14 protein-coding genes are annotated in these 12,983 nt (G+C 45.3%); 13 read left to right on the top strand and 1 reads right to left on the bottom strand.

Annotation, left to right across the window (positions count from 1 at the left end; translation table 11 throughout):
- Positions 1 to 300 precede the first annotated feature (300 nt).
- Positions 301 to 1,398 carry a M24 family metallopeptidase gene (locus CES81_RS12475; protein WP_089122048.1) on the bottom strand — a complete coding sequence of 366 codons (1,098 nt, stop codon included), beginning with the start codon at positions 1,396 to 1,398 and terminating at the stop codon, positions 301 to 303.
- 465 nt (positions 1,399 to 1,863) lie between these two features.
- Between CES81_RS12475 and ccpA the strand changes: the two genes are divergently transcribed.
- The 13 genes from ccpA to CES81_RS12415 all read left to right on the top strand — a co-directional run bounded on the left by ccpA (position 1,864) and on the right by CES81_RS12415 (position 12,835).
- Positions 1,864 to 2,865 carry a catabolite control protein A gene (gene ccpA / locus CES81_RS12470; RefSeq protein ID WP_089088707.1) on the top strand — a complete coding sequence of 334 codons (1,002 nt, stop codon included), beginning with the start codon at positions 1,864 to 1,866 and terminating at the stop codon, positions 2,863 to 2,865.
- Between the two features lie 101 nt (positions 2,866 to 2,966).
- Positions 2,967 to 4,451 carry a CPBP family intramembrane glutamic endopeptidase gene (locus CES81_RS12465; RefSeq protein WP_089122047.1) on the top strand — a complete coding sequence of 495 codons (1,485 nt, stop codon included), beginning with the start codon at positions 2,967 to 2,969 and terminating at the stop codon, positions 4,449 to 4,451.
- A 106-nt stretch (positions 4,452 to 4,557) separates the two neighbouring features.
- Positions 4,558 to 5,292, top strand: coding sequence for a YebC/PmpR family DNA-binding transcriptional regulator (locus tag CES81_RS12460; protein WP_089088705.1), 735 nt, complete (start codon positions 4,558 to 4,560; stop codon positions 5,290 to 5,292).
- Positions 5,293 to 5,394: 102 nt separating this feature from the next.
- Positions 5,395 to 6,366 carry a competence type IV pilus ATPase ComGA gene (gene comGA / locus CES81_RS12455; RefSeq protein ID WP_089122046.1) on the top strand — a complete coding sequence of 324 codons (972 nt, stop codon included), beginning with the start codon at positions 5,395 to 5,397 and terminating at the stop codon, positions 6,364 to 6,366.
- Positions 6,308 to 7,342, top strand: coding sequence for a type II secretion system F family protein (locus CES81_RS12450; RefSeq protein WP_089122045.1), 1,035 nt, complete (start codon positions 6,308 to 6,310; stop codon positions 7,340 to 7,342). Before comGA ends, CES81_RS12450 begins: the two co-directional genes overlap by 59 nt.
- Positions 7,342 to 7,647, top strand: a complete 306-nt coding sequence (locus CES81_RS12445) for a prepilin-type N-terminal cleavage/methylation domain-containing protein (protein WP_089088702.1) — start codon at positions 7,342 to 7,344, stop codon at positions 7,645 to 7,647. Before CES81_RS12450 ends, CES81_RS12445 begins: the two co-directional genes overlap by 1 nt.
- Positions 7,619 to 8,065 (top strand): type II secretion system protein, encoded by a 447-nt coding sequence (locus CES81_RS12440; RefSeq protein ID WP_089122044.1) that lies wholly within the window; start codon positions 7,619 to 7,621, stop codon positions 8,063 to 8,065. The genes CES81_RS12445 and CES81_RS12440 overlap by 29 nt, the downstream gene beginning before the upstream one ends.
- Positions 8,043 to 8,246 (top strand): hypothetical protein, encoded by a 204-nt coding sequence (locus CES81_RS12435; protein WP_089088700.1) that lies wholly within the window; start codon positions 8,043 to 8,045, stop codon positions 8,244 to 8,246. Before CES81_RS12440 ends, CES81_RS12435 begins: the two co-directional genes overlap by 23 nt.
- The gene (locus CES81_RS12430; RefSeq protein ID WP_089088699.1) at positions 8,243 to 8,668 is read left to right on the top strand and encodes a competence type IV pilus minor pilin ComGF; all 426 of its coding nucleotides are present in this window, start codon (positions 8,243 to 8,245) and stop codon (positions 8,666 to 8,668) included. Before CES81_RS12435 ends, CES81_RS12430 begins: the two co-directional genes overlap by 4 nt.
- On the top strand, positions 8,661 to 8,816 hold the full coding sequence (locus tag CES81_RS13615) for a hypothetical protein (RefSeq protein ID WP_179211648.1): 156 nt from the start codon (positions 8,661 to 8,663) through the stop codon (positions 8,814 to 8,816). Before CES81_RS12430 ends, CES81_RS13615 begins: the two co-directional genes overlap by 8 nt.
- Positions 8,817 to 8,910: 94 nt before the next feature.
- Complete coding sequence (locus CES81_RS12425) at positions 8,911 to 9,933, top strand: class I SAM-dependent methyltransferase (protein ID WP_225356406.1); 1,023 nt, start codon at positions 8,911 to 8,913, stop codon at positions 9,931 to 9,933.
- Between the two features lie 17 nt (positions 9,934 to 9,950).
- Entirely contained in the window at positions 9,951 to 11,141 is a 1,191-nt protein-coding gene (locus CES81_RS12420; RefSeq protein WP_089088698.1) for an acetate/propionate family kinase, read from the top strand.
- A gap of 278 nt (positions 11,142 to 11,419) precedes the next feature.
- Complete coding sequence (locus tag CES81_RS12415; protein ID WP_089122043.1) at positions 11,420 to 12,835, top strand: amino acid permease; 1,416 nt, start codon at positions 11,420 to 11,422, stop codon at positions 12,833 to 12,835.
- Positions 12,836 to 12,983 lie beyond the last annotated feature (148 nt).

The following is a 12,983-nucleotide window of genomic DNA, read 5'->3' as shown; positions in this document are numbered from 1 at the left end:
GCTAACCATGTATAAACTTCTAACACGTTTAACTCTTGACTAATCGTAGGAAAATAAGAGAGTGTGACGCAACTCGATAGATTCCAGAATTTAACGCAAAAAAACGTATTCCGTCGAACTTTGTCGGAATACGTTTTTTTGCGTTAAATGGCCGGAATCTGAGTTGTGGAGCAGGCTAAGGCTATCTTCCAGTATTGAACCAGCGTACATTTTGAGCTGTGCTTTAGTCAAGAAATCAACTGGAATCCTTATCGATATAGACTTAAGTCACAGGCCTGCTTATTTTTGTAGAATAACGGATTACCCAACGTAGGTGAGTTCCTTTGAGGTGTGCGTAAACGGTTCACAGCCGCTTTCGGTAATGTGAACACAGTCTTCGATCCGAACACCAGCAACGCCAGGAATGTAGATCCCAGGTTCAATCGAGAAGCACATGCCGGGTTGCAGCACCATGTCGTTACCCGCCATGATAGATGGGAATTCGTGCTCGCTCATTCCCATTCCGTGGCCAAGCCGGTGAATGAAGTAGTCACCGTAGCCAGCCTTGGTAATAATATCACGAGCCACTTTGTCCAGCTCAGCAGCGGTGATGCCAGGCTTAGCAGCCGCTTGAGCAGCTAGCTGTGCTTCTAAGCAGACTTGGTAAATATCCAGCTGCTTTGCCGTTGGTTTACCCAGTGCAACGGTCCGAGAAGCGTCTGAGATGTAACCCTGCCAGACGGTTCCGAGATCAAATAGGATCAGTTCGTTATTTTCAAACTTGGTTGCATTTGTCGCCCCGTGGGGTTCCGCAGCGTGCGCGCCGGCCTGCACTAGGGTATCAAAGCTCATTTGCATAATGCCTGCCTTCATTAAGGCATACTGCAGTTCCGCAACGACTTGCTGTTCGGTCCGGCCAGCCTTAACTGCTGCAAAACCCTTTTCGAAGGCGAAGTCTGCCCACTTACCGGCGACGTTTAATTTTTCGATTTCATCAGCCGTTTTGATGACGCGCAACTGGTTAATGAAAGGCGTGATATCTTGGTCAAAAGAAGCTTCGGGAAAGACAGTTTGAAGCTGTTCTAGCCGATCAACTGAAAGCTGATTTTTCTCCAAAACAATTTCGGTTGGTTGGCTGACACGTTTTTTCACGTGGCCTGCAATCAGCTGCCATGGATTTTCATGGTCTAAGTAACCGTATACTGGAAATGAAAAGCCGGTATCTTTAATTGCTTCAACTTCCAGTGCCGGCGCAAACATGAAAGGATCCTGGTCAGCAAAAACGATTAACGCGAGTACCCGTTCCACGGGGTCACTGTAGAAGCCCGTCAGGTATTGAATCGTGGCGGGGTCACTGACATAGGTAAAGTCAGCGTGATGCTGTTCAGTCCATTCTTGAACCTGTTGTAATTTTGACAAGATAATCACCTCGAATTAGAATGCACTCATTATATCATGTTGGTAAGAGACTTAGCTGAAGTTGTTGATAATTGAAAATAGGAAGGATTATTGATGGCCGTTTTCATTTAAACCGGGAATGGTTGAAGTAATGGCCTAGGTGAAAAAATAATTGCAAAAAAAACGCTCGGGTTGTACGATTTCAGGAAACAGGATCAACTTATTGCTCCATAGGCAGCCTGTTAATCCTTTGGGAGCAAGGATTTTCAGAAACTAATTGAATAGTCAAACAAGTTTTTAATGCCCCAATACGGGCGATGACAGTAGTTGAAACTCTTAAAGTGGTCTTGAAAAGTCACTTAGAAGAGTGTATCATCAAGCTGAAAACGTTTTCAGTTTGATTTCTGAAAATATATCTGATATATTTAACGAGTTGCTGAAAAATCAATGAAAACGAATTAAACCAATAAAGAAAGGGCTATCGCAATGGATAAACAAACCGTAACAATTTATGACGTCGCCCGTGAAGCCGATGTGTCGATGGCCACTGTATCAAGAGTGGTTAACGGGAATCCCAACGTCAAACCGGCGACCCGGAAGAAAGTCTTAGACGTGATCGAACGCTTGGACTATCGTCCGAACGCCGTGGCCCGTGGCTTGGCTAGCAAGAAGACAACGACGGTTGGGGTGATCATCCCAGACGTCACCAACATTTACTTCTCAGCCTTGGCACGAGGCATCGACGATATCGCTATGATGTATAAGTACAACATTATTTTAACGAACTCTGACGAGAATGGCCGCAAAGAAGTTCAGGTGCTCAACACCTTAATGGCCAAACAAGTTGATGGGATCGTCTTCATGGGTAATGATATCAGCGATGAAGTCCGTAAAGAATTTGAACGCGCTAAAACGCCGATCGTTCTTGCCGGCTGCGTGGACGATCAAGACCAGATGCCAAGCGTTAACATCGACTACACTGCCGCCGTGGAAGAAGCCACTAAGAATTTGATCGACCACGGTAACGAACGGGTGGCGTTCGTTTCTGGCAGCTTGGATTTCCCAATCAACCGGGACTATCGGCTTAAGGGCTACAAACAAGCGCTAAAAAAGGCTGGTTTACGTTATGATGATAAACTGGTTTTTGAAACTGACTATTCCTATAAAGCAGGCCAGCTTTTACAGCCCGCGTTACAGTCTGTCAAGGCTACTGCTGCGGTGATCGGTGACGATGAGCTGGCTGCGGGTGTGATGAACGGTGTGACGGATGCTGGCTTAAGCGTTCCTGATGACTTCGAAATTATTACGAGTAACGATACGAAGCTGACTGAAATGGTACGGCCAAAGATGTCGTCCATTACTCAGCCACTTTATGATATCGGTGCCGTTGCCATGCGGTTACTAACTAAATTAATGAGTAATGAAGCAGTGGAAAACAAGACTGTCTTATTGCCATATGGCTTAATGAAACGCGCATCAACACACTAGCTGCCTATGGCTAGTCAAATAATAAGCAGGCTTAGCACGATCTTCTGTTGGAAGTGGCGCGGAGCCTGCTTATTTTTGGATACTTTGGTGGAGGGGAGCTCATGAAGTATAGAGCAGCACTATTATCGGCCGGAACCGTGGTGATGACGATCATCGTGGTCACACTGGCTTCAATCGTTGGCCACTTGATTTCAATGGCAGTGCCGATAATGTCAAAAATGGGTGTTCAGATTATTACGGAGGTACTAGCACTGGTCTGCTGGTGGGGATTGAACCACTGGTATCCCAAAGCAAACGTCAGTTGGTGGCATCACGGCGTTCGTCACCAATGGGCGTTGATCCTGCCAGTCTTACTTGTTTTGATCGGGGACTCAACGCTTAAACCAACCTTTCATTTGACACTGGAACACGTTGTTTCGGCTGTTCTAGTGGGTTTTTCCGTTGGGTTATTTGAGGAATACGTGTTTCGGGGCGTGCTGGTGAGCGGTCTTCGTCAGCGATACCGTGTCGGGCCACTGATGACGGCTTTCTTAAGCGGCTTGATGTTTAGTTTAGTTCATTTAGTTAACGCTACTGGAAACGGTAGTGTTACCATGACGTTGGTACAGATGCTCGAAGCAATCGGCCTAGGTTTCTTTTTTGCGGCGATTTACTTAGTTACTGGCAGTCTATGGCTACCGATTGTTGCGCACGGTGTGATTGATGCCTTCGATGCGTTAGCCTTTGGTACGTTAAGCAATACGGCAGGAATGAGTATTTGGACCAGTCTTGTTTATACCGTTGTGTTTGGGGCCATTGGTTGCTGGCTGATCAAGAGCAAGCAGTTCACAGTAAAAATTTCAACCGGTAACACGGCTGAGCTTCATTTTCAAAGGCAGCCGCGGGAGAGTCGCCCATTGATTGAGGCACAGGCTATTCCGGTTGGCAAAACCGTTATTGCAGGTTTGATTCCCTTGGCAGAACTAGGCTTGGGGGCTCTGGTAACGGCTGTTTTTACCGATAAGTGGCTGCGGATCATCCTGGTTGATGTGATCTTCTTTGCGGGCTTTTGTATGGCGCTTTATTTGTATCACGACTTGTTGGCGGATCATTGGCGCCGATTTAAGCTGCATTTAGGTGTCGGGACGCTGGTTGCAGTGGGCGGTGTTTTGGCGGCGTACGTTGTTTTGATTGCTGTCCGCCAAGTCCTCCAAACGGTGGGAGTTGCCAGTGCCGGCGGTTTTCCGGTGATGAGTATTCAGTCAGCGGGAATGGCGCTGGTAGCCAGTCTTACCACCTTAATGGCGCCGTTTACGGAAGAAATTATTTTTCGCCACGCCTTGTTTTACCAGTGGCGGGGACGGGGAACTTTAACTTGGATCATGCTGATGATCTCTTCCGTTGCGTTTGGTCTGGTTCACTGGAATAACTTTCACGGTCAGCTGGCTCAAATGGTGCCGTACATGTGTGTCGGTGTTCTATTTGGTTTAATCTATTATTTTTCAAGAAATATTTGGCAAGCCATTTACACGCACTTTTTATTTGATATCATTCAGGTGATTGCCGTTATTGCAATGTTTATCTTGGCAATTGTTCAGCAAAGCTAGAAAATTTTAGCGGTTTCATTGCTGACAGGTTGTTTTGAAATTCACCGCGTGATATTATAATAAGGTCTGTGTAAACGAATATAATTAAGAAAAGAGGAGTCGTGAAATGTCAGGACATTCAAAATGGCATAACATCCAAGGGCGTAAAAACGCCCAAGATGCTAAGCGTGGAAAAATTTTCCAAAAAATATCACGTGACTTATATCAAGCCGCTAAAGCAGGTGATCCTGATCCAGCAAACAACCCTCAACTTCGTTTGGTGATGGAAAAGGCTCGTGCTGCTAACATGCCTAAGGATAACGTTCAACGCGCTATCGATAAGGCTTCAGGTGCTGGCGGTGCCAAGTTCGAAGAGATCACTTATGAAGGCTACGGTCCTGGTGGGACTGCTGTTATGGTGGCCGCTTTGACCGATAACAAGAACCGAACCGCTGCTGCAGTTCGTTCCGCTTTTACGCACCATGGCGGATCTTTAGGCGCTGCTGGTTCAGTTTCTTATATGTTTGATCGTAAGGGCTACATCGTTATCTTACGTGATGGCTTAGATGCCGATGAAGATACGGTTTTGATGGACGCACTTGACGCTGGTGCAGATGACATGAAGACCAGCGACGACCAGTTTGAAATCTTTACGGATCCATCGAGCTTGACTGCAGCACGGGATGCACTTCAAGAGAAGTACAACTTGGATACTGCAGAAGTTCGGATGTTCCCAGAGAACACTACTGAAGTTCCAGAAGATAAAGTTTCTCAATACCAAGGCTTGATTGATGAGCTTGAAGCAAACGATGATGTTTCAGATGTTTATGAAGCAGCAAAGTTGCCTGAAAACGTTGAATAAGCATTAAGGTGAAAAGTCGTCCCTAAAAAGGGGCGGCTTTTTTTGTTGCCCTCAAACTCCTGCCACGCGGTCAGCGTAGTTAGCCGCAGGAGGATATAGGATATGATAGAACAATTAGGACAAGCGTTACTTAGTGCAGCCGTCGCATCGGGCAGTTCCGATTTGCACATTCAGCCGGTTGGGGATGCTTATCAGGTATTTGAACATCACGGTGATGGCCTGTCGCTGGTCAGTGAACTGACCAGTAGTGAGGGGCAGCAATTAATTGCCCATTTTAAATACCGGGCCAACATGGCGATCACCGAAACACGGCGGCCGCAGTTAGGTGCTTTGACTTTAGACGTTGATGGGCAGACGGTTCACCTCAGATTATCCAGTGTGGGTAATTTTATCAATCAAGAATCCATTGTCATTCGGTTATTACTGCCGCTAGAAGAACAACGGTTGGCGTTATTGGTGCCCGAGCAGCTGACTAGTTTGGCTGAGTGGTGCCGTTTGCGTGGTTTGATACTCTTTGCCGGGCCCACTGGTTCAGGCAAAACCAGTACGATCTACCAATTAGCTAAACAACTCAGCAGCAGTTTATCCGTCCTGTCAATCGAAGACCCCACTGAGATCATAGCCCCCAATTTCTTGCAGCTGCAGGTGAATCCGGCAGCTGAAATGAGCTATCAGGCCCTGATCAAGGTGGCGCTGCGACACCGGCCTGAAGTATTGATCATCGGTGAAATTCGGGATCATGAAACGGCCAAAGCAGCGGTTGACGCAGCGTTGAGCGGGCACCTCGTTTTGAGCAGTGTCCACGCCCAAACGGCAAAGGGGACTGTTACCCGATTAAGTCAGTTGGGAATTGACTCAGCCGCACTTAATCAGGCCATTACGGGTGTGGCGTATCAGCGCCTTTTACCAACTGTTAGCGGAGGGTTAGCCGCATTGCTTGATTTGGCAAGCGGGCCTGTTGCTGGCTGGCAATCATCCACTGCAATGACATCTCAATGGGAGGAGTATCTTAAACATGCAAGAAGAAATCAGCAAATCACCAACGCCGTCTTTCAGCGATTTAAAGCAGGTTAAGCCTTGGTCAATCAGAACGCAGGCCAAGATTTTTCGAACCATCAGTGATCTGTTACTCGTTGGGTTTTCCGTTCGGCATGCGATTCGTTTTTGTGAAGTGCTGTATAAACCGCAACTGGCAGATCTACGTTGGATCAATGAACAGCTTCACTCGGGGTATATGGTGAGCCAGACGTTTGAGCCCTTTGTAGATGACCAGATTGGCTTGCAGTTGCAACTCGCAGAAGAACACGGCCAGCTGACGCAGAGTTTAGGACAAATCAGCCGTTTATTGCAAACCGCTCATCAGCGGCATCAGAAAATTAAGCGGCTGCTGCAATATCCCCTGATTTTAGTGGCTATATTGGCGGTGATCATTACGGGGATGAAACTAGTGATTTTACCGCAAATAGAAGCGTTAGCATCGACTGATCACCCCCATTCGACAAATTGGTGGTGGAGTATTGCAGTAATACCGCTGATACTGATCAGTATTTGTATTTATCAGGCAATCAGACAGCAACCGATTCTAAAACGGGTCGAACAAACTGCTCGGATTCCAATATTAGGCCCAATTGTGAAATTCTATTATGGTTACTATTTTTTGGCTACTTTCACCATTATGTTTGAGGGCGGTCTTGGTTTTCAGGAGATTTTGCTGACACTAAGGAAAGCAAAGACCAGTACGCTTTTATATCAGTTAGGCGGCAAATTAGAGACAGCCTTAGCTGCTGGTCAGCCGTTACCGCTGGTCTTGGCACAATTTCATTTTTTACCGAAGGAGCTGCAAATGTTATTTCAAAGTGGTAAATCGCAAACCGATTTAGTTAAAGAACTAACGGCGCTGACGGCCCTTTATTATCAACGCCTGACCAACCGACTAGAAGTGATGATGACTTGGATCCAGCCGTTGTCCTTTATTCTTATCGGCGGTGTCATTATTGGTGCGTATGCCAGCTTATTTCTACCGATGTATCACACGATTGGAGGACTATAATGCAACGAAAAAAGAGCGGGTTTACTTTAATTGAAATGACGATTGTGCTATTTATTATCGGGTTATTGATTCTAATCATTGCGCCGAATATTAGTCACCAAAAAAATCGTGCGAATACGGTACACACTGGTGCCATGACAACCGTCGTTCAAACTCAATTGGATACGTATCTGGATTCGACCGAGAAGAAGACAGCTAGCTTTGGTGAGCTGCAAAAAGCGGGTTATCTGACTGCCAAACAGGTTAAAATTGCAGTCAAGGAGGGGATCAAAATCGATGGCGATGAAGTCAAAACTGGATCGTGAGGCATTTACCATGATTGAAATGCTGATTACCCTGGTGATCGTGAGTGGCATTTTAATTCTGATCATGATTGGCAGTCAACGTTTTTCAGGCCCTTCGCTGCAAACGGAACGGGCTTTTTGGGCCAGTTTTGATAGTTACTGGAAACAAGCACTCTATGAAGCGCAATACCGCGGGCAAAAAACGGAGATTACCATTCAACCAGGATCTCCAGTCATTTTTCACACGGTCAAGAACGATAAACAGCTGGCAATGCCGAAAAGTATGCATCCAAAACAGTCTGAAAGAATACTGATACGTTCAAACGCTACGGTTTCACCGCGAACCGTAGCGTTTGCTTCAGACATTGATCAGCGGACTTATCGATTAGTGATTCAAATGGGATGGGGGGTCTACCATGTTGATCGGCAAGCGGCGTAAAAGCGGGTTTATGTTAAGTGATGCACTCATTGGCTTAGTACTGATCAGTGCCGGGCTAATCTTGTATACTCAAGTTCAGCTCGTCATGCAAGGACAGCTGGAACAGCGACAAGAACGGGTACTCCAGCTTCGGCATCAAATGGAAACTGAGTTTAAAGCTCAAAAACAGGTGGCAAAATGAAAACGGGCTTTACGTTGATTGAAACGCTGATTGCACTTGTGGTAACCGCTTTAGCAATGATGAGTCTTCAATTCGGGATGCAGATGCTAAACACTCGTTCTCAGCAACGGTATGACGAGCAGTTGGCCTGGTATCACATGTTGGGGGAACTCGAAGGCGACCAGTACCAGTTCACCTTGGGAAAGGCTTATCTGCAGGAAGCACAGCTGATTCCCCATAACCACCGTGGTCGGACATACATTTTAAAGGGCCATAATGGCAATCTCATCCTGACGACGGATAGGGGCGGCTACATGCCCCTTTTTAAGGGAATGTCCTACTATGAATTTGATGTCGACCACGGGCATTTAAAAATAAAGGTGCAGACTAAATTGCAGCACTTTTCGGCAATCACGGAAATCGGGGGTGGTCGGCGTGACTAACCGTCAGGGCTTTGTCACCATCATTGCGTTATTCTTTTTAATTCTTTTAAGCGGCATTTTACTTTTCCAATTAAAGGGGTACCAGCGTGAGGTAGAGTCGTATAACGTTTTGATTCATTATTACGAGCAGAAGCTACGGGCTAAATAACGGTTGAGACGGTTAAATTTATTGTGTTCGCTTGAATTAACAGCCGAATATTTGTAAACTATAATTTGTGTGGAGAAACCAATAGGACAGGAGGTTGACAATTCTGGCTATTAAAGAAACAGAGGCTTTTTTTAAGGTTCTCGATGAATCAAGCGAGTTGCTTAAAGATGCGCTCTCAACGTCTTATTTAGACGCCTTTATTGAGTCTGGTGATAATTTGATCGATGGTCACGTTCAAGTTGAGGATGGCCGGCCGGACGAAAAGGTTGTTCAGCAGCTTCAAGGCCTTTATGATTCTGTTGATCGCAACCAACTGAATCCAGAAACTGCGCGTCAGGGGATTCAGTTATCAATGCTCAAAGCCATGCGAGAGGATGATATTCAGGGTAATCATCAAATGACCCCTGATAGTATTGGTATGGTGATGGGATATATAGTTATTCGACTAGTCGAAAAGCAAAATCAGCTGACGATTCTGGATCCAGCCGTTGGTACGGCTAATTTATTGACAACGATCATTAATCAGTTAAAGGATGCGACCCACGAAAAGGTAGCCGCAATCGGAATTGACAATGATGAGTCATTATTATCAGTGGCGGATATCAGTACAACGTTGCAGCAAGCTGCAGTCACCCTCATGCATCAAGATGCGCTAGGCGAGCTGCAGATTCCGGAAGCTGATTTGGTTGTATCCGATTTGCCGATTGGTTATTATCCACTTGATGAAAAGGTCACAATGTTTCAGACACATGCCCAGTCAGGCCATTCTTACGTCCATCATTTATTGTTGGAACAAGCAATGCGCTATGTAAAGCCGGGTGGGTACGGCGTCTTTCTAGTTCCAAGTCAGTTATTCTCAACGCCAGAATCTAAGGGGTTGCTGTCTTGGCTTCAAGATGCGGCTTATTTGCAAGGTTTACTGGCTTTGCCAAAAGATTTATTTACGGCGGAGCAGTCAGCAAAGTCAATTTTGCTGCTGCAGCGTCATGGTCAAGACGTTAAACAAGCGGATAAGGTGATGATTGGAGAATTCCCATCATTTAAGGATCAGGCCGCGTTTTCAAAGTTCATTGCAGAAATAGTTGATTGGGAGCTTAGTGATTTACTAAAGCGTTAACATAAGGAGATTATGACATGGGAAAAACACTTGCCGTCAATGCAGGAAGCTCAACATTAAAGTTTAAATTATTCGAAGTCCCTTCAGAAAAGGTCATTACCAGTGGTGTCATCGAACGGATCGGCTTAAAGGATTCCATTGTGACCGTTAAGTACGGTGATGGTCAGAAGTTTGAGAACGTTCAAGACGTTAACAACCATGAAGAAGCCATCCACTTAATGCTTGAAAAGCTGATTGATTTGAAGATCATTGCTAACTATAACGAAATCACTGGTGTTGGTCACCGGGTCGTTGCCGGTGGTGAATACTTCACAGATTCAGTTTTAGTTGATGATGACGTTTTGAAGAAGATTGAAGACTTGGCTGAATATGCACCACTGCATAACCCAGCTGAAGCAATGGGGATTCGGACGTTTAGAAAGATTTTACCAGGTGTGCCTAACGTGGCTGTTTTTGATACCTCATTCCATACTACCATGCCTAAGACTAACTACATGTATGCCATTCCATACGAATACTACGAAAAATACGGTGCTCGTAAATATGGTGCGCACGGGACGAGTCACCGTTATGTTTCCGGTCGGGCAGCTGCAATGCTTGGCAAACCGCTAGAGGACTTAAAGCTGATCACGATGCACATTGGGGCGGGTGCTTCAATCACCGCCGTCAAGAATGGCAAGTCATTTGATACCTCTATGGGCTTCACACCTTTAGCAGGAGTCATGATGGCAACACGTTCAGGCGATATTGATGCGTCACTGGTGACCTTCTTAATGGAAAAGTTAAACATTAAGGATCCTAACGATATGATCGAAATTTTGAACAAGAAGTCTGGTTTGCTGGGTGTTTCTGAATATTCAGCTGATATGCGGGACCTCGAAAAAGTTCAGGATGATAATGAGAAAGCACACCTTGCACGTGATATGTACATCAACCGGATCGTCGGCTACGTTGGTAAATACATTGCTGAAATGAACGGTGTTGACGCGATTGTGTTCACTGCCGGTGTTGGTGAAAACGATATTCCTATCCGTCAGGAAGTTGCTGATAAGTTAAGTTACTTCGGGATTGCGGTTGACCCAGAAAAGAACCATATTCGTGGTGTTGAACGTGATTTATCTACGGCTGATGCAAAGGTCAAAACCCTGTTAATTCCTACGAATGAAGAGTTAATGATCGTGCGTGACGTTGAGCGCTTAGCTAAGTAAGCTTAATTGGATATCAAAAGACTTGATTCGAAATGAATCAAGTCTTTTTTGATTCCAATTTTAACCATTATCGGTTAAGGCGTCTTTATTTTAATGGGGGAACGATGCAAAGTGAATTGTCTTCACTTTAAGATGAATAATTCTCATGTAAGTCATAATAACAGCAGTACCGCACGTTAACGTATACAAATCAACACCGATTTATGCTCAATACTGATCAACCGTTAATTTGATAGCTTTCGCGTGTATAATGGACTCCAAAATAAGGAGTGAAGATTATGGCAAAAGCAGAACCAGAACCCGCCAAGCGACAATCTGGCGGGCTAAAGAACCGGCACGTGCAAATGATTGCATTGGGCGGTACGATTGGTACCGGTCTGTTTCTAGGTTCCGGTCAGTCGATTCATCTGGCCGGCCCCTCGATTTTACTTGCTTATTTAATTGCAGGTATCGCGTGTTTCTTACTGATGCGAGCACTTGGAGAATTGCTGCTGTCCGATTTAAGCGCCAATTCTTTCATTGATTTTATTAAAAAGTACTTGGGTGAACGCTGGAGTTTCGTGACTGGCTGGACGTATTGGATCTGTTGGTTGACGATTGCCATGGCGGATTTAACAGCTTCAGGGCTGTACATGAAATTTTGGTTTCCTCGTTTACCGCAGTGGGTGACCGGGTTAATGTTTTTGCTGATTTTAGTACTGATCAATGCAATCACCGTTAAAGCTTTTGGCGAAACGGAGTTTTGGTTTGCTGCCGTTAAAGTGGTTGCGATTATTGCCCTCATTGCAATTGGCGTCGTATTGGTGGTCATGCAGTTCAAAACGCCAGTTGGCCATGCCTCCGTTATGAACCTGACAGACGGCCACTTTTTTTCACACGGTGCTAAGGGGTTCTTCTTGTCATTTCAAATGGTGATTTTCGGTTTTATTGGCATTGAGATGATTGGGATGACGGCGTCAGAAACCAGTGACCCCAAGACGATTATTCCTAAGGCCATTAACGAGATTCCAATGCGGGTGATTCTGTTTTATCTGGGATCACTAGCAGCTTTAATGTGTATCTACCCATGGCACTATTATTCGCCCGACCAAAGTCCCTTTGTAGCCGTCTTTGCTGCAATCGGTATTAAATCGGCAGCGGCAATTATTAACTTTGTTGTTTTAACAGCGGCGGCTTCTGCCTGCAATAGTGCCTTGTTCACCACCGGCCGGATGCTGTATTCACTATCCTATGGCGGTCAAACTAAACTTTCAAAACGGTTAAGTAAACTCTCCCGTTCACAAGTACCAGTCAATGCGCTGTTATTTTCAGCGGTGATTATTGCGGTCGTGGTTTTACTGAACTTTTTCATTCCCGGTCAAGTGTTTACCTTGATTTCAAGCATTGCCACGACGTGTTTCCTGTTTATTTGGGGATCGATTGTATTAGCTCATCTTAAATATAAACGAGTGGTTGCCGATCAGCCTGAACAGTGGGTCAAGTTTAGGATGCCACTGGCACCTTACTCGGATTACTTTGTGTTACTTTTCTTAACAATGGTCTGTATCGTGCTTTTGTTCCGGTTCGAAACGTTAGTTGCACTCATTGGTTCGGTGCTTTGGTTCCTGGGTCTTCTGCTGTTTAAAACTGGTGTGGACCATGCGGAGACTAAGCGGTTAGGTAATTTAGAATATTCTGAAAAATCAGACCTCTAAAGGGCCTGTGACTTAAGTCTATATCGATAAGGATCCCAGTTGATTTTTTGACTAAAGCACAGCTTAAAAGGCACCATCCCAATAAAAACCATTGGGTGCGATAATCCCTTTATGGTTGTCAGATGAAATACAATAATTCATCTGATGA

The sequence above is a fragment of the Secundilactobacillus pentosiphilus genome (genome assembly GCF_002217985.1).
Lineage (GTDB): Bacteria > Bacillota > Bacilli > Lactobacillales > Lactobacillaceae > Secundilactobacillus > Secundilactobacillus pentosiphilus.
Note: the sequence above shows the minus strand (reverse complement) of the source record. Positions and strands in the feature narration are given on the sequence as shown.